The organism is Nonomuraea sp. NPDC048892 (assembly GCF_040649735.1).
Lineage (GTDB): Bacteria > Actinomycetota > Actinomycetes > Streptosporangiales > Streptosporangiaceae > Nonomuraea > Nonomuraea maheshkhaliensis.
This window is the reverse complement of the sequence record NZ_JBEZFZ010000005.1, coordinates 232441-248827: the sequence shown is the minus strand read 5'-3', so window position 1 is coordinate 248827 and position 16387 is coordinate 232441. Positions and strand designations below refer to the sequence as shown.

Below are 16387 nucleotides of genomic sequence, written 5' to 3'. Positions count from 1 at the left end.
CGCGTTGCTTCCACCACGTATTCTGCGCAGGCTCGTGCTGGCTCCTCTGGTCATCGTGATGACCCTGTTCATGCTGGTGACGCTGCCGTTCTGGCTCGTCGTCACGGCCGCCGCCTCGTTGCGGCTGCCACCGCCGCAGCGCAGGGGGCCGAGATTCGTCTGGTTCGGGATCGTCTGGCTGACGCTGGAGTCGGCGGTGCTGATCGCCTGCCTGTGGTTGTGGCTGGCGGGCGGGGCGCGCAGGCAGGAGCGGCACTACGCGCTGATCGGGTGGTTCCTGGCGAAGGTGTACGCCGCCGCGGTGCGGATCTTCCGGCTGACCCTGGACATCGAGGAGCCCGAGCCGACGCCGGAGGAGCGGGCGGCCCGGCTGACGCGGCCGGTCATCGTGCTGTCACGGCACGCGGGGCCGGGCGACTCGTTCCTGCTCATCTACCACCTGCTGACGCTCTACCACCGGCGACCCCGCATCGTCATGAAGGCCGCGCTCCAGTACGACCCCTCGCTCGACGTCGTCATCAACCGGCTGCCGAACGCGTTCGTCCCCCGAGGCTCCGCCGCACAGAGCCGGGTCGTCGAGGAGATCCGCCGCCTTGCCGCGACGATGGGCGACCAGGACGCCCTGGTGATCTTCCCCGAGGGCGGCAACTTCACCCCGCGCCGCCGCCGGCTGGCGATCAGGCGGCTGGAGGAGAAGGGCCTATCCGCGCAGGCTGATCGGGCGCGCGGCATGGACCACCTGCTCCCGCCCCGCCCGAACGGCGCCATCGCGGCGATCGAGGCGTGCCCGGGGGCCGACGTCATCTTCGTCGCGCACACCGGCCTGGACGACCTGATCACGCTCGGGGACGTCTGGCGCAAACTCCCCCTACGCGCTCATATCACCGCGAAATGGTGGCGGGTGCCCGCCGCCGAGGTGCCCACGGAGCGCGAGGCCAGGATCGGCTGGCTGTACGACCACTGGGAGCGGATCGACGCCTGGATCAGCGCCCAGCGCCAGGCCAGAACCCCCGACCGGGCCGAACACGGCTGAGCGCGGTCACCGGGGTTCGCCCATCTGGGATCCCGGTGGCAGGAGCGGAAGGCCGGGTGGCGGACCGTGCTGGATGAGGTGGAGCAGGGCGCCGGTGTCCAGGTGCTGTTCGACCAGGTCTCCGAGCGCGTCGAGCCGCTCCTCGCGCAGCGCGGCGAAGTCGGTGCCCGGATCCGGGACGAAGTCCCGCCCCGCCCGCGCGGCCACGTCCGTCAGGAACGCGCGCCTGAAGCCGTCGTTCTCCAGGGCGCCGTGCCAGGTGGTGCCCCAGACGTTCTCCTGGTGGCAGCCGTCGAGGAAGGGCTCGCCGCCTTCCACCGTGGCCACCCCGTGGTGGATCTCGTACGCACGCACCGGCTCCCCGTACGCCTCCCCTTCGGGTCTGGCCAGCCGCTTCTCCCGCTCGAACGTGATCCGTACCGGCAGCAGGCCCATCCCTGCGACCCGGCCCGCGCCCGACTCCACCTCGTCCACGATCTCCCTGCCGAGCATCTGGAACCCGCCGCAGATGCCCAGCACGGGCCCGCCGCGCTCGCGCAGGGCCGCCGCCAGGCCGCGCTCGCGCAGCCAGGCCAGGTCGTCGACGGTGGCCCGGGAGCCGGGCAGCACGACGAGGTCGGCGTCGTCCAGTTCGGCCGGATCGCTCACGAAACGCACCAGGACGCCCGGCTCGGCGGCCAGCGCGTCCACGTCGGTGAAGTTCGAGATCCTGGGCAGCCGCACGACCGCCGCCCGCAGGGTCTGCCGCCCGTAAGGGGGCCGCGCGGCGACCTGGCGGCCGTCGAGGGCCAGTGAGTCCTCGACGTCCAGCCAGGGTCCTTCGAGCCAGGGCAGCACGCCGTACACCTCGCGCCCGGTCAGCCGCCCGAGCATGTCGAGACCGGGTTGCAGCAGTTCCTTCGCGCCCCTGAACTTGTTCACCACGAAACCGGAGACGAGGGCCTGGTCGGCGGCGTCCAGCAGGCTCAGCGTGCCGTAGAAGGCGGCGAACACGCCTCCTCTGTCGATGTCGCCGACCACGAGCACGGGCATGTCCGCGGCCCTGGCCAGGCCCATGTTGGCGATGTCCGTGCGGCGCAGGTTGATCTCCGCCGGGCTGCCCGCGCCCTCGCACACCACCACGTCGTACTGCTCGCGCAGCCGGTGCAGGGCCTCCAGGGCCGTCGTGCGCAGCATGTCCTTCAGCGCGCCATACTCCATGGCGTCCACGTCCGCCACCGGGCGGCCCATGAGCACGACCTGGCTGCGGCGGTCGCTGCCCGGCTTGAGCAGAACGGGGTTCATGTCGGCGACGGGCTCCAGGCCCGCCGCCCGCGCCTGGGCGGCCTGGGCGCGGCCGATCTCGGCGCCGTCGGCGGTGACGTACGAGTTGAGTGACATGTTCTGCGCCTTGAAGGGCGCGACCCGGACGCCCTGGCGGGCCAGCCAGCGGCAGATGCCGGCCGTCACCACGCTTTTACCCGCGTCGGACGTGGTACCCGCGACCAGTAGTGCCCCCTTGACCATGGGACCACCGTATCGAAGGAGTGAGTCACGAAATTTCGCGGCAATCACCCATTTACGAACGCTGTGACTTCTGTCACTCTGACTAGAACATCGCCCTAGAACAGAATTCTAGTTTTCCCTACTGGAAAGGGTGGGCATGGTCGGGACGTTCGGTTCTCCGCGTGCTGGCTTGATCGACGCGCGATCCCGCGCACCATTCGGATGGGCGCCCCTCGTGGTGCTCTTCATCGTCGGACTAGTGGACCGGATCGAGCACAACCTCCTGTCCGGGGTGCTTCCGCTCATCCAGCGGGAATGGGGCTTCAGCGACACCGCGGCCGGCTCCATCCCGACCGCCGCCGCGCTGGCCGCGGCCGTCGTGGCCCTGCCCGCCGGTTATCTGGCCGACCGCTTCAGCCGTACGCGCATCATCGCGATCGTCGTCTTCTGCTGGGCCATCGCCACGCTCGGCTCGGGCCTGGCCACCGGCTTCGCCCTGTTCTACCTGATGCGGGTGTTCCTGGCGGCGGCCGAGAACATCGACAACCCGGCCGCGGGCAGCCTGCTGGCCGACTACTACCCGCCCGCCAGCCGGGCCAAGGCGTACGGGCTCACCCGCGTCACCACCTACCTGGGCGGCGTCGGCACCCTGCTCGGCGGCGTACTGGCCGGGAGTTTCGGATGGCGTGCCGCGTTCCTCATCATGGTCGTGCCCGGCGTGCTCACGGCGCTGCTCGTCTGGTTCCTGCGCGAGCCGCGCCGCGGCGAGCTCGACCGGCTGGTGGCGAGCGGCGAATCGCCCCCGGCGGACCCTCCCGCGGCCGAGGCCAAGCCGCCGTTCTGGGCCCAGTTCCGCCAGGTGGTGGCGATCCCGACGCTGATCTTCGTCTGCGTCGGCCTGGCCCTGCTCAGCCTGGGCCTGGCCGGCGTCTTCTACTGGCTGCCCACGCTCATGGTGCGTACGTTCGGCGTCGGTGTGGCCACGGCCGGCTCGCTCAGCGGCCTCATCACCGTCGCGGGGACCCTCACCGGCACCCTCGTCGGCTCGTGGCTGGGCCGGAAATGGCACGGCACCCGCAAGGGCGGCCGGCTGCTCGCCGGTGGCGGCGGCATCACGGCGGGCTCCGTGGTCCTCGCCGTCGCGCTGTCCATGGACTCGATCGGCGCTCTCACGGCACTGGTGCTGCTCGCCTGCTCGCTGATGTCGATCGCGATCCCCAACATGACCGCGTGCCTGGCGGACGTGGTGTCCGCCGGCACCCGCGGGCTCGGCTTCGCCGTCCTGCAACTGCTGCTCACGGCGGGGGCCGCGTTCGGCTCGCTGGTCGTCGGCATCGCCTCCGACCGGTTCGGCTCGCTGTTGTCCGGGATGTACGTCCTGATCGTCCCCATGGTCGTGGGCGGGCTGCTCACGCTCGGGGCCAGGGCGTCGTTCGAACGGGACGCGAACAAGGTCCTGGAGGACGCGCGCCGCTGACGTGATGGGCCGCTCATCCGGGACGGGCGGACCGGAGGCCTGCCGGGACGCTTACCGGGGCGCTTGTCGGGGCGCTGCTGACGTGCGGGAACGGTGTCGGTGGTGTGGCCACCGGCACTGTCGCCCCGCCGTCAGCGGTCCCGCGGCTCTACGCGCGTTGGAGGCTCAGCCCTGCGGCGGCGTGCGCCGCTCGCGCTCCTCCTGGGTCTCCTGGCCCGCCGGCTGCTGACCGGGCTGCTGCTGACCGGACTGCTGGCCGCCGCCCCCGCCGTAACGCTCCTGCACGGCGTCGGCGCCCTTGCTGATCTGGTCGTCGTACTTGTGCCCGGTACGTTCCTTCGCGTACTCCTCGGCGCGGTCCAGCATCTGGTCTGCCTGCTTGGAGTGCCCCCGGGCCAGGTTCTCGGCTTTCTTCAGCCACTCCGCTATGCGGCTCATGACCGTATCCCCCTCCTTTGTCCTGTCTCTCGGCCCCCTACCCCGGCTGCCGCGGATGATGTACCACCCGCCGGCCCCGCGTGAGCAGCCACAACACCCACGCCTGCACCAAGCCGGCCCCCACGAGCAGCGCGAGATACAGCTCCGACGGCAGCACATCGGCCACCGGGAGCAACATGATGAGCCACGAGCTCGGGGCCGTGACCATGAAGAGGTAGATGCCCTCAAGCCCCTGGCTGTCCGCCGCCAGCCGGGTACTGATCTCGACGTAGGCGGCGACCCCCAGGACGAGCAGCGCGTACGCCCCCGCGATCGCCAGACCGCGCCGCCACCGGTCGTAGCGCGACACGTACTCTCTCAGCGAACTCATTCCCCCAGCCTGTCAGGGGCGGGCCCGCGCCGGCCTGAGCATTCGTCCCCAGGCCCGCTGAGTACGCCGGCTCATCTTCGCCAGGGCGCTTGAGTCTCCAGTGAGGGGAGGCGCGAGAGTGGGGGCATGGACGGGGACACGCTCTACTCGATCGGCGACCTGGCCCGGCGGACCGGGCTCACGGTCAAGACCATTCGGTTCTACTCCGATCAGGGCATCGTGCCGCCCGCCGGCCGCAGCCCGGCCGGCTACCGCCGCTACGACCCGACCGCCCTCGCCCGCCTCGACCTCGTACGAACGCTGCGCGACCTCGGGCTCGACCTGGCCACCGTGCGCGCTGTCGTGGACCGGGAGATCTCCCTGGCCGAGGTCGCGTCCGCGCACGCGGCGGCCCTGGAGACCCAGATCCGCACGCTGCGCCTGCGCCAGGCCGTGCTGACGGCCGTGGCCAGGCGCGGCTCCACCCCTGAGGAGATGGAACTGATGCACGAACTCGCCCGACTGTCGCAGGCCGAGCGGCGCCGCCTGATCGGCGACTTCCTCGCCGCCACCTTCGGCGACCTGGACGGGGATCCGGCCTTGGCCGGCGTCATGACGTCGATGACGCCCGAGTTGCCGGAGGATCCCGAGGCCGAGCAGGTGGAGGCGTGGGTGGAACTGGCCGAACTCTCCCGCGACCCGGCCTTCCGCGCCTCGTTCCGCCGCCTGGCCGAACATCTGGCCGATCACCTGTCCGATCATCGGGCCGATCATCGGGCCGGACGCGGACGGGGTGGGGCGCAGGTCGCCGTCGTGCGGCCGGATGCGGCGGCCATGGTCCGGGATCGGGCCGCGCCCGCGCTCGCCGCCGGCATCGACCCGGCCTCCGCCGAGGCCGAGCCGTACGTGGCGGCGCTGCTCACCGCGACGGGACTCGGCGGCGCGACCCTGCTGGACCGGCTGGAGGCGGCCGCGGATCCACGCAGGGAGCGGTACGCCGAACTGCTGGCCGTGATCAACGGCTGGCCACCACCGGAGAGCCTGGCCCCGGCCCTCACCTGGTTCATCACAGCACTACGCACCCACCTGCCCGACCGGGACGCCCCGCTGAGTCAGCCCGCGCCGAAACCCGTCCGCCAGGTGGGATGACGAGGGCGCCAGCCGCGTGAGCGGGCCAAGGTGTTGTCGGCGCCGCGTTGCCAGGCCAGCCGCCCCGCCGTCGGAGCGGGGGCGGGTGCGTCCACGGCGGCGGCGAGCGCCGGCAGCCACTCGCGGGCGGGCGCGGGTTCGTCGTCCACGATGTTGACCGGGCCCGACGGCCAGTCGAGTGCGGCGACGGCGGCCAGGGCCGCGTCCTCGACGTGGACGAAGGACGACACCGCGTCGTTCGCGACCAGGTCGCCGAGCATCCGCGCGGCGGGGTCGCCGGTTTCTCCGCGCAGCACGTCGGCGACCGGCCCGCCCGGCCGGTACCAGGTGCCGGGGCCGTAGAAGAGGCCGTAGCGCAGGATGACGTACCGGTCGAGCTCGGAGACGGCGTCTTCGAGCGCGCGCACCGCGGCGATCATGCCGACCCTGGGCTCGGGCGCCTGCTCGTCCAGAGGGGTGGCCTCGGTGGCGGGGGCGTCGCCGGGCTCGTACACCCAGGAGATCGACTGCGCCACGATGCGCGGCACGCCGGCGTGCCGGGCGGCGTCCACCAGGTTGCGGGTGCCGATCCTGCGGATGCGGCCGTTGTCGGCCGGGTTGCCGTCGCTCAGCGCGGTGAGCTGGTGGATGATCGCTTCGGGCGCGGCGGCGGCGACCGTCCGTTGGACGGCGTCGGCGTCGTAGACGTCGAGGCGCACGCCGGACGCCCCCTGGCTGTCCAGCAGGGCCAGCCCCGCCTGTGTCCGGCTGGTCGCGGTGACCTCGTGACCGGCGGCAACGAGCGCCGGGACGAGGTACCGGCCGACGGCGCCGGTGCCGCCCGCGACGAAGATGCGCATGTGGGTACTCCTGTCAGTCCGATACCTGTTCTGCCGCCGTCGAGGCGCCGGCGACGGTGATCGCCGCCCAGCCCCGAGCGGCGCCTACCATACGCCCATGACCACGCACGGATTCACGATCACCGCCGAAGGTCCGTTCGACTTCGCCGACTCCCTGCGCTTCGTGGAGGACTGGCCTGCCACCAGCGCGCTGCCGCCCTCAGACGGCCGGGCGCTGCGTTTCGCCTACTGCGCGGAGTCGGACTGGCGGCCGATCGGGGTGAGCGTGACGGGGGCGCCAGGCGGGGTGGAGGTGGCGACGACGCGGGCGGCGGGGCCGGGCATCAGGGGCGAGGTGGCGCGGATCCTCTCCCTCGACGTGGACGGCGCCGGATTCGCCAAGCTGGGCGAGGCCGACCCGGTGCTCGGCGACCTCCAGCGGCTGCGGCCGGGGCTGCGGCCTGTGTGCTTCTGGAGCCCGTGGGAGGCGGCGTGCTGGGCGGTGATCGTGCAGCGCTCGTCGATGCTGGTCGCGTCCCGGATCAAGCAGCGCATCGCGGAGCGGTACGGCGCGCGGGTCGAGGTGGACGGGCAGCCGATCGCGGCCTTCCCACCGCCTGTCTCGCTGCTGGACGCGGGCGGTCTCGGGCTGCCCGCGCAGAAGGAGGAGTGGGTACGCGGGCTGGCCAGGGCGGCGCTCGACGGGCTGCTCACCACGGAGCACCTGCGCTCGCTCACGCCCGAGGAGGCGCTGGCCGAGCTGCGTGGGCTGCCCGGAGTGGGGCCGTTCTCGGCGGGGCTGATCCTGATCAGGGGCGCGGGGGCGCCGGACGCGTTCCCTGGCGACGAGCCGCGGCTGTTCGCGATCCTGCGTGAGGCGTACGGGCTGGCGGAGGACGCCCCGCCGTCGGCGTACCGGAGGCTGGCGGACTCGTGGCGGCCCTACCGCTCGTGGGCGTCGTTCCTGTTCCGGGCGACCGCGTACGGCGTCATGAACGACGGCGAGCCACGCGATCGGACCCCTACCCAGGCATCCTGAGGCGACGCCGACCGGCACCATCGGTCCGCGCCACTGAACCGGAACCACCGGTCCGCGCCGCTGAGCCGGGCCCCTGAGCCTGGCCGCCGGGCGGCGTCGGCTGGTCTAGCCGGTTCGGCCCGCCGGCCTGCGGTGCACGCCCACCAGGTGACCGTTGTGGCGGATCTGGGCCTCGTCGTAGGGGCACACCGGACGGGTCACGTACGTCTCCGCGATGCTGTCGGCCTCGCCCCTGCCCACGCCCCAGCCGATCGTGTGCCAGCGCGGCCTGCCGTCCTCGCTCGTGGTGTCCAGGACGGCGATCTCGAACAGCGCGGCGGCGGCGGGAGGTGTGCAGCGGACGTGCGCGGGCGAGCCGCCCGCGGTGGTGCGCTCATGCCGGTCGCCGGATCCCCGCTGGTCCATGTGGATCTCCCTTCGATGTCGCACATTCCCGGTCCGGGAGATGCATTCCCGATCTCCGGCGGGTCAGTCATCCCGCAGGCGGCGGCCCTCGCGAACGTCATGGACGGGCATGCGTTGCGCCAGCACTCGCCGTTCCGCCCGCCGTGGCGTGGCGACCGGGGCTAAGAACAGGGCGGTGGGATCGAATGAGACGCCGCGGCCCGGCCGGGTGGCGCCGTGGTCGGCGTGGCGAGCACAGTCGTGGTCAGCGTGGCGAGCACAGTCGTGGTCAGCGTGGCGGGCAGGGCGGGCGTGGCTGGTTCTGGTGGCGCTGGGCTATGCGGTCGTCCAGCTCGTCGCGGTCGCTCCCGGGATGGGCCTGGGCTGGGACGAGGTCGTCTACGTCAGCCAGGTCGACCCGCGCGTGCCGGCGGCCGAGTTCATCGCGCCGCGCGCCAGGGGGATCACGCTGCTGGTCGCCCCCGTGGTGCTGGTCACCTCGTCCACCGAGGCGCTGCGGGTCTATCTGTGCGTGCTGTCCGCTCTGGGGCTGTACGCGTCGTTCGGCGTCTGGCTACGGGTGCGTCCCGGCCCCGTGGTGCCGGTCGCCGCCCTGCTGTTCGCGTCCACGTGGCTCGCGCTGTTCTACGGGAACGAGGCCATGCCGAACCTGTGGGTGGCCTTCGGCGCGGTGGCCGCCACGGGGTTCTTCCTGCGCTGCGTACGTCCGGAGGCGGGACTCGGGCCGGCGGCCGGGCTGGCGCTGAGCGTGGCGGCCGTGGCGCTGCTGCGCCCGCCGGACAACGTCTGGCTCGTGCTCCCGCTCGCGCTCGCCCTGGCCAGGCCCGGATGGAGGTGCCGGCGGGCCGGGGTCGCCCTCGTGGCCGGACTGGCCGTGGGCTGGGCGGACTGGATCGTCGAGGCGTACGTGCGCTTCGGCGGCCTGGCGGCGCGCTGGCACGCGGCCGGTGCGGCGAACGAGACCGGCCTGCACGTTTCGCTCCTCGATCACGTCAGGGCGCTCGACGGGCCGCTGCTGTGCCGCCCTCCCGCGGACTGCGGGCCCGTCGTGACGCCGTGGCTGGTCTGGTTGATCGCGGTTCCCGTCCTGGCCCTGCTCGGCCTGTACGCCGCCCGCCGACACGACCGATCACCCACGGCCCGGCGCCACGATCACCCGGCCGAGGTCCCATGCCGCGATCAGCCGGCCGCGACCCTGCGCCCCAGCGACCCGCGTGTGCCCAGCGGTGTACCCTGCGGCGTGCCCAGCTTGCCGGGGTTCGTGCTGGCCGCCGGCTGCGGGTTGGCCATGGCCGTGCCGTACGCCTTCCTCGTCGGGTACGCGGCGCCCCGCTTCCTGCTGCCCGCGTACGCGCTGCTGGCCCTGCCCGTCGCGCACGCCGTGTGGTCGCCCGGCCGGCGCCCCGCCCTGGCCGGGCTCGTGGCCGCCGGTGTGGTGGCCCAGGTCGTCCTTCAGGGGATCACGCTGGAGAAGGTCGTCACGGGCGGGCTGGCCAGGCGCGGGGACGACGTCCGGGTGGCCCGCGCCCTGCTGGCCATGGACGTCAGGCCGCCCTGCCTGGTCTACGGCGAGCACGCGGTGATGATCGCCTACCGGATGGGCTGCCACGGCTACCCGGTCCTGAGCTGGCCGCAGGAGGCGCCGGCCCAGGTGCGCGGGGCGCCGGGCACGGGCACGCGGGTGGTGGCCGTGGACCGGGGAGGCCCGACGCCCGCGCCGTTCCTGCGGCCCTGGGAGGCGGCCGGGATGCCGGGCCGCTGGCACGCCTACCAGCTGCGTTGAACGGCGGCCGGCCCGCCGGGAGCGCTGGGTCCTCGTCAGCAGGCGGCCGGCTCTCCCCGACCGCTCAGCCGCCAAAACCGGTCACCTTCAAAAAGCCCGGTCACCCGCGAAGGCCGGTCAGTCCTCCGAGATCGGGATCCGGAGGACGAACCTGGCGCCGACGTCGGAGTCCTCCAGGGTCAGCGTGCCGAGGTGGATCGAGGCGATCTCGCGGGCGATGGCCAGCCCGAGCCCCGTGCCGCCGGCGTCGCGGCTGCGGGAGGCGTCGAGGCGGGTGAAGCGCTGGAAGACGATCTCACGCTGGTCCGGCGCGATGCCGGCGCCGTCGTCGACCACCTCGATCACGGCGTCGTCGCCTTCCTGCCGGGCGGTCACGACGATCTTCGACTCGGCGTGCCGTTCGGCGTTGTCGAGCAGGTTCGTCAGCAGGCGGGCCAGCTGGAGCCGGTCGCCCATGACGCGCAGGCCCGGCTGCAGCGTGGTGACGATCTGCTTGTGGCGCGGCCTCGCGGTCTCGGCGGCGATCAGCTCGCTCAGGTCGAGGGGCTCACGGTTGTCGGCGGCACCGGCGTCCAGCTTGGTCAGCGTGAGCAGGTCGGTCACGATGGCCTGGAGCCGGTCCAGGCTGGCCAGCACCGCGGCGCCCGTCTCCCGCCAGTCGGTGTCGTCGGGATGGAGCAGGGCGTCCTCGATCTGGGCGCGCATCGCCGTGATCGGGCTGCGCAGGTCGTGCGAGGCGTCGGCGGCGAACCTGCGCTGCCGTTCCATCAGTACCCGCTGCTGCTCCAGGGCCGACTCCAGCCGGCCCAGCATCTCGTTCGCGGTCTCCGACAGGGCCTTGATCTCGTCGTCGGACTCCGGCACGGGCACACGCATGCCGCCGCCGCCCGCGCTGATCTCGGCGAGCTTCCTGGTGATGTCGCCGACGGGCGCGAGCGTCTGGGCCACGACGCGCGAGACGCCGAACCAGGTCAGCGCGACCAGCGCCACCGCCAGGCCGATCTGGAACATGAGCACCTGCGGGCTCACGTACCAGGGGACGGCCGGGCCGAAGCCGTAGATCTTCCACTCCCCGTCCGGCTGGTACGCGATCAGCACCACCGCGATCTGGCACTGGTGGTCGAAGGCGGGCAGGTCGCACAGCACGGCGTAGTCGTTGGTCTGGCGCAGGTGGGGGATCTCGGCGGTCACCCGGGGCTGGCCGGCCAGGTTGGGGGTCCAGGCGACCGGCTCGCCCTGCGGGTTGAGTACCTGGAGGCCGTCGAGTCCAGCCGGGTCCAGCACCTGAGGCAGGTTGCCACGCTTGATCATGAGCAGCACCGTGATGGTCTTGCCCCTGATGTCGTGCGCCCTGGCGGCCGAGGCCTCATTGCGGATGCCGTACAAGACGGACGCGCTGACGACGATGTACAGCAGCAGCATCGCTATGCCGGCGAACATCGCCAGCCGTGTCCGCAGCGAGCGGCCCAACCGTGTGCTCACGCAGTCTCCCCCGAGGGTCAGCAGAACACAGTCGTCGCCTTCGCCGCTAACCTCGGGAGATTCCCCGACAAATCCGTTTCAGCACCCATAACGGTACATAGTCGCCGCAGGACCCCGGGCGGTGAGCACCCGCTCTGTCCGCGACTCAGCCCGCGGGCGCGGGGCCGACCGACTGGCCCGGCTCCAGGGCGCACGGGATCAGGACGTGCGGCGGCGCGTCCTGGACGCCTTCGAGCTGGTCGATCAGGGCGTCGGCGGCCAGGCGCCCCAGCTCGGGGGCAGGCGCCGCCATGACGGTCAGGGCCGGCTCGATCATCTCGCCCAGCTCGCGCGTGGTGGCCGCCGAGATGATGGACAGGTCCTCGGGGACGCGCCGCCCGAGCGCCCGCGACCCCTTGACCAGCCCCGCCGAGGCGCCCTCGTTGACCAGGATCACGGCCGTCGAGTCGGGGAAGTCCGCGCCGAGCACGCTCGCGGCCTCACGGCCCCCGGCGGACGTGCCCTCCACCGCGACGATGGCGGGCGGGGCCCCGAGCGGCGCGATGGCGTCGAGGTAGGCGGACTCGACCCGCGTGATCCGGCCTGGCTCGTGGCCGGCCTGCGCCTTCGTGCGCTGCGTGACCAGCGCGATGCGCTCGTGGCCGAAGGAGCGCAGGTGCGCGACCGCCCGCTCGATCGTGGTGGCGAAGTCGATGTCGACGTACGGCAGGTCGTCCTTCTCGGTACGGCCGATCAGCGCGAACGGCACCCCCGACGCCAGCAGCCGCTCGACCCGAGGGTCGCGGATCCGCACCTCCATGAGCAGCACGCCGTCCACGAGCCCGCCGGCCAGCAGGTGGGACATCTGCTCGTCGTCGTTGACCGGCCACAGCACCAGGTCGTAGCCGCGCTCGCGCGCCCCGTGGGCCGCCCCCATGACGAACTGGATCACCGTGGCGTTGGGCCGGGACTCCAGATCGGGGTGGAGCAGGGCGAGGATGCGTGTGCGCGAGCTGGCCAGGGCGCGGGCGACGACGTTGCGCCGGTAGTTGAGCTCCTGGATGGCCGCCTCGATGCGGGCGCGCGTCTCAGGGGAGACCCGTTTGCTGCCGTTGACGACGAACGAGACCGTGGCGATCGAGACGTTGGCCCGCTCGGCGACGTCGCGCATCGTGACCATCGAGGCCGCCTCCCCATCAGGCGCGGGCGTGCGAAGCACTGGCGACTATATCGCCCCGGGGGCTTCCATAAACGCTTGACTTGTTATTGACATCACCAACAGAACGGCGCAACATACTGCACAAGTGAGCATGGTAAAGCGCTTTGATAAATCAACGCCGACCGGCCGCGCGTGGCTCCGTACCGAAATCGCCGAACCCGCTGATCGAACGCCGAGGAAAGGACTGTCGTGGGAGCCATTCACGTCACGGTGTGGGGTGAGAACCGGCACGAGCAGGTCGAGCCGAAGGTCGCCGAGATCTATCCGGACGGCATGCACAACGCGATCCGGCGCGGCATCGAGGCCCGCCTGGACGGGCGGGCCACCGTGGGCACAGCCACGCTCGACGAGCCCGAGCACGGCCTGACCGAGGAGGTGCTGGCCGGCACCGACGTGCTCACCTGGTGGGGGCACGCCGCGCACGGCGAGGTGGCCGACGAGGTGGTGGATCGGGTGCACCGGCACGTGCTGTCGGGCATGGGGCTGCTGGTGCTGCACTCGGGCCACTTTTCGAAGATCTTCACCAGGCTCATGGGCACCACGTGCTCGCTGCGCTGGCGCAGCGAGAATGACCGCGAGCTGGTCTGGACGGTCGCTCCCACCCATCCCATCGCGCGCGGCATTCCCCACCCCATCGTGATCCCCGCCCAGGAGATGTACGGCGAGCAGTTCGACATTCCCGTGCCCGACGAGCTCGTCTTCATCAGCTCGTTCACCGGCGGCGAGGTGTTCCGCAGCGGCTGCACCTTCAGCCGCGGCAACGGCAGGATCTTCTACTTCAGCCCCGGCGACCAGGACTTTCCCGTTTACCACCATCCGGACGTGCTCCAGGTCATCGCGAACGGCGTCGAGTGGGCGGCCGGCGACCGGTCCAGGCGCGAGCTACCCGCGGTGCGGCGTCACGACACCGGCGACTTCTTCCCCAGCACGGCCCCGTGAAGCGGGCCCAGTGAGCGGGCTCCGCGTCGTCCAGGTCGGGGCGGGCGCGATGGGGCTGGCCTGGCTGCGTACGCTGGCCGCCTCCCCCGACGTCGAGGTGGTCGGGGTCGCGGACCTCGACGTGGCGCGGGCGGAGCAGGCCGTGCGCTCGGTCGGCGGCGGCGCCGAGGTGGGCGCCTCGCTCGGCACCCTGCTGGCGGCCACCCGGCCGGACGCCGTCGTGAACGTCACCGTCCCCGAGGCCCACACCGAGGTCAGCGTCGAGGCGCTGTTCGCCGGCGTCCCCGTCCTGTGCGAGAAGCCGGCCGCGCCGACGCTGGCCGAGGCGCTCGTGCAGGCCGCGGCCGCGCAGGCGTCCGGGCGGCTGCTGATGATCAGCCAGTCGCGCCGCTACTACGCCGCGCTGGCCGCCTACCGGGAGCGGATCGCCGCGCTCGGGCCTCCCGGCCTGCTCACCACCGGCTTCTACCGCGCCCCGAGGTTCGGCGGCTTCCGCGCCGAGATGCCGCAGCCGCTGCTGGTGGACATGGCCATCCACGCCTTCGACGCGGCCCGCTACCTGCTCGGGACGGAGCCGGTCTCGGTCGTGTGCGAGAGCTGGAACCCGTCATGGAGCTGGTATCGAGGGGACGCCTCCGCGACGGCGACGTTCCGCTTCGACGGCGGTGCCCGCTACGTCTACAGCGGAAGCTGGTGCGCGGACGGGCTGGAGACGTCGTGGAACGGCGAGTGGCGCGCGGTCGGCGCCGGCGGGAGCGCGACGTGGGACGGCGTGGACCGGGTCACCTCCAGCCTGGACGGCGCCGCCGACGTGCCGCCCGGCGCCGGCGAGGAGATCGCGGGGGCGCTGGCGGAGTTCGTCGCGGCGCTGCGGAGCGGGGTGGAGCCGTCCGGGTCCATCGCCCGCAACCTGGGCAGCCTGGCGATGGTCGAGGCGGCGGTCCGCTCGGCCGAGTCGGGCGGCGCCCGGGTCGAGCTCGCGGACCTGCTGGAACGTGCGTACCGCGACGCGCTGGCGTTGCCCGTCCGGCGGGAGGTTCGCGAGCGGCTGGTGTCCTGGGGAACGGCCGCGCCGGCCCGCGCACCCGCCGGGACGGGCTGACCGCCGCCCGCGCGCCTGCCAAAACGAGGCGGGCGCGCAGGGAGCGGTCAGTAGGTGCGGCGGTCAGTGGGTGCGGCGGTCGATGAGCATGTCGTCGTCGGGCAGGCTGGCCGCCTCCGGCAGCCGCCGCGCCTGCGGCACGTCCGCCCAGCGCAGCAGCGTGGCGGTGGCCGCCTGCCGGTCCGCCTCGGTCAGCCGCGCGATGCTCGCCCCGTGGTTGGAGCCGGGCGCGACGTAGAGGTAGGAGTCACGCCGGCTCGGGGTGAACCGCTCCGCGCTCCACGGGTCGTTCTGCCCGTAGACGAAGAGCATGCGCTCCGACCGGGTGCGCACCCAGTGGTCCACGTCGAGCATCGGGCGCGGGTCGTGCCGGGAGCGCAGCTCGGCGGGCAGCACCGAGTTGGGGTGGTAGAGGCCGCGGTGGCGGGTCAGCCCGCGCAGGTGCGCGAACTTCAGGTCGGGCCAGCCGAGCTGGGTGGACGCCTGGTAGTAGTACGGCCAGTAGTACTCCAGGCCCTGGTCGGTGTAGAAGCCGAAGAAGGTGACGGCGTCGATCCAGGTGTACAGCTCCTCGTCCGTGGCGCTCGCGGGCGGCACGGCGGCGCAGTCCGCCTCGGACATGTACTGCCAGAAGGCCCACGCCGTGTCGAGGATCGTCATCTCGAACGAGCGGTCGGCGCTACCGAGCGTCCTCGTGAACGTGTAGCCGTTACGCGCGGCGTCGGCCTCCAGCAGCGCCACCATGCGGTCGCGGCGCTTGAGCGCCTCGCGCTGCACGGTCCGCAGCGCGGCGCGGCAGGCGGGGGTGCCGACGCGGTCGAAGAAGCGGTCGTAGGTCTGGTCCGCCTGGTTCACCGGGTCGTCGGGCGCGACGTAGGCCACCACGCCGTCCACGTCGGCGGGGTAGAAGCGGCGGTGGTAGACCGACGTCATGCCGCCCTTGCTGGCTCCGGTCTGGATCCATTTGCCGGAGTAGACGGTCTTGAGCGCCTGGACGATCCGGTGCTCGTCGGTCGCCTCCTGCCAGATCGTCAGGTCGTCCCAGTCGGCGGGCGACGGACGGGAGGGGCTGAAGAAGCGGTGCTCGACGGAGACCTGGTTGCCGTCCAGCAGCCGGGTCGGCTCGGTACGGGAGGCCGTGGGGGTGGCGGGCAGCCCGTATCCCCCGGTGTAGAGCACCACGGGCGCGTCGGCCGAGCGGTGCAGCAGGGTGAGCCGCTGCTGGAAGGTCCCCTTGCCGGGGTGGCGGTGGTCGGCCGGCTGGGTGAAGGTCATGACGAAGAACCGGTAGCCGGTCGGCTGGGTCTCCGACACCACGGTGAGCCCTGGGATGGCCTTGAGCCTGTCCAGCAGGTCGTCCTGCGCCGCGGCAGGAGGGGCGTTGAGCGTGAGGGCCGTCAGGACGGCCATCGCGGCCGCCAGCGCGGCCAGGAACCGGGATCGCACGGTATGCCGCTCCTTGGAGGGGGAGGAGGACCAGTACCGCCCGACCGTATACCGATCATCCCCCACCCGAACAGCCTCCTGCCGCCCCGCGCGTGCGCCGCGTTCAGCGCGGAGGGCCGTTCAGCGCAGGAAGCCGTTCAGCGCAGGGAGCCGTTCAGCGCAGGGAGCCGTTCAGCGCAGGGAGCCGTTCAGCGCAGGGAGCCGTTCAGCGCAGGGAGCCGTTCAGCGCAGGGAGCCGTTCAGC

At 72.5% G+C, this 16387-nt stretch carries 15 protein-coding genes; 7 read left to right on the top strand and 8 right to left on the bottom strand.

Going from position 1 to position 16387, the window contains the following annotated elements:
- Positions 1–4 precede the first annotated feature (4 nt).
- Positions 5–1033: a 1-acyl-sn-glycerol-3-phosphate acyltransferase gene (locus AB0C28_RS18500; RefSeq protein WP_357855799.1), complete on the top strand. Its 1029-nt coding sequence runs from the start codon at positions 5–7 to the stop codon at positions 1031–1033.
- A 6-nt stretch (positions 1034–1039) separates the two neighbouring features.
- Here AB0C28_RS18500 and AB0C28_RS18495 read toward each other — a convergent pair whose 3' ends face one another.
- On the bottom strand, positions 1040–2539 hold the full coding sequence (locus tag AB0C28_RS18495; RefSeq protein ID WP_358075885.1) for a cobyric acid synthase: 1500 nt from the start codon (positions 2537–2539) through the stop codon (positions 1040–1042).
- A 136-nt stretch (positions 2540–2675) separates the two neighbouring features.
- On the opposite strand from AB0C28_RS18495, the gene AB0C28_RS18490 reads away from it, so the two are divergent.
- Positions 2676–3995, top strand: coding sequence for an MFS transporter (locus AB0C28_RS18490; protein WP_357855794.1), 1320 nt, complete (start codon positions 2676–2678; stop codon positions 3993–3995).
- Positions 3996–4160: 165 nt separating this feature from the next.
- On the opposite strand, the gene AB0C28_RS18485 is transcribed toward AB0C28_RS18490, so the two are convergent.
- On the bottom strand, positions 4161–4433 hold the full coding sequence (locus AB0C28_RS18485) for an antitoxin (protein WP_358075882.1): 273 nt from the start codon (positions 4431–4433) through the stop codon (positions 4161–4163).
- A gap of 37 nt (positions 4434–4470) precedes the next feature.
- Positions 4471–4803, bottom strand: coding sequence for a hypothetical protein (locus AB0C28_RS18480; protein WP_357855787.1), 333 nt, complete (start codon positions 4801–4803; stop codon positions 4471–4473).
- Positions 4804–4929: 126 nt separating this feature from the next.
- On the opposite strand from AB0C28_RS18480, the gene AB0C28_RS18475 reads away from it, so the two are divergent.
- Positions 4930–5931 carry a MerR family transcriptional regulator gene (locus AB0C28_RS18475; RefSeq protein WP_357855784.1) on the top strand — a complete coding sequence of 334 codons (1002 nt, stop codon included), beginning with the start codon at positions 4930–4932 and terminating at the stop codon, positions 5929–5931.
- Here AB0C28_RS18475 and AB0C28_RS18470 read toward each other — a convergent pair.
- Positions 5895–6770 (bottom strand): NAD(P)-dependent oxidoreductase, encoded by an 876-nt coding sequence (locus AB0C28_RS18470; protein WP_357855782.1) that lies wholly within the window; start codon positions 6768–6770, stop codon positions 5895–5897. The genes AB0C28_RS18475 and AB0C28_RS18470 overlap by 37 nt on opposite strands.
- Positions 6771–6867: 97 nt before the next feature.
- On the opposite strand from AB0C28_RS18470, the gene AB0C28_RS18465 reads away from it, so the two are divergent.
- On the top strand, positions 6868–7788 hold the full coding sequence (locus AB0C28_RS18465; protein WP_358075879.1) for a hypothetical protein: 921 nt from the start codon (positions 6868–6870) through the stop codon (positions 7786–7788).
- A gap of 105 nt (positions 7789–7893) precedes the next feature.
- On the opposite strand, the gene AB0C28_RS18460 is transcribed toward AB0C28_RS18465, so the two are convergent.
- Positions 7894–8193 carry a hypothetical protein gene (locus AB0C28_RS18460; protein ID WP_357855776.1) on the bottom strand — a complete coding sequence of 100 codons (300 nt, stop codon included), beginning with the start codon at positions 8191–8193 and terminating at the stop codon, positions 7894–7896.
- Positions 8194–8497: 304 nt separating this feature from the next.
- On the opposite strand from AB0C28_RS18460, the gene AB0C28_RS18455 reads away from it, so the two are divergent.
- Positions 8498–9976 carry a hypothetical protein gene (locus AB0C28_RS18455; protein ID WP_357855773.1) on the top strand — a complete coding sequence of 493 codons (1479 nt, stop codon included), beginning with the start codon at positions 8498–8500 and terminating at the stop codon, positions 9974–9976.
- Positions 9977–10093: 117 nt separating this feature from the next.
- On the opposite strand, the gene AB0C28_RS18450 is transcribed toward AB0C28_RS18455, so the two are convergent.
- Entirely contained in the window at positions 10094–11458 is a 1365-nt protein-coding gene (locus AB0C28_RS18450; RefSeq protein ID WP_357855770.1) for a HAMP domain-containing sensor histidine kinase, read from the bottom strand.
- A gap of 145 nt (positions 11459–11603) precedes the next feature.
- Positions 11604–12617, bottom strand: a complete 1014-nt coding sequence (locus tag AB0C28_RS18445) for a LacI family DNA-binding transcriptional regulator (protein ID WP_358075876.1) — start codon at positions 12615–12617, stop codon at positions 11604–11606.
- 228 nt (positions 12618–12845) lie between these two features.
- Between AB0C28_RS18445 and AB0C28_RS18440 the strand changes: the two genes are divergently transcribed.
- Together AB0C28_RS18440 and AB0C28_RS18435 are read left to right on the top strand one after the other, a co-directional pair.
- Positions 12846–13595, top strand: a complete 750-nt coding sequence (locus AB0C28_RS18440; protein WP_357855764.1) for a ThuA domain-containing protein — start codon at positions 12846–12848, stop codon at positions 13593–13595.
- Between the two features lie 10 nt (positions 13596–13605).
- The gene (locus AB0C28_RS18435; protein ID WP_358075873.1) at positions 13606–14697 is read left to right on the top strand and encodes a Gfo/Idh/MocA family oxidoreductase; all 1092 of its coding nucleotides are present in this window, start codon (positions 13606–13608) and stop codon (positions 14695–14697) included.
- Positions 14698–14760: 63 nt separating this feature from the next.
- On the opposite strand, the gene AB0C28_RS18430 is transcribed toward AB0C28_RS18435, so the two are convergent.
- On the bottom strand, positions 14761–16143 hold the full coding sequence (locus tag AB0C28_RS18430) for a S28 family serine protease (RefSeq protein ID WP_358075870.1): 1383 nt from the start codon (positions 16141–16143) through the stop codon (positions 14761–14763).
- Between the last annotated feature and the right edge of the window lie 244 nt (positions 16144–16387).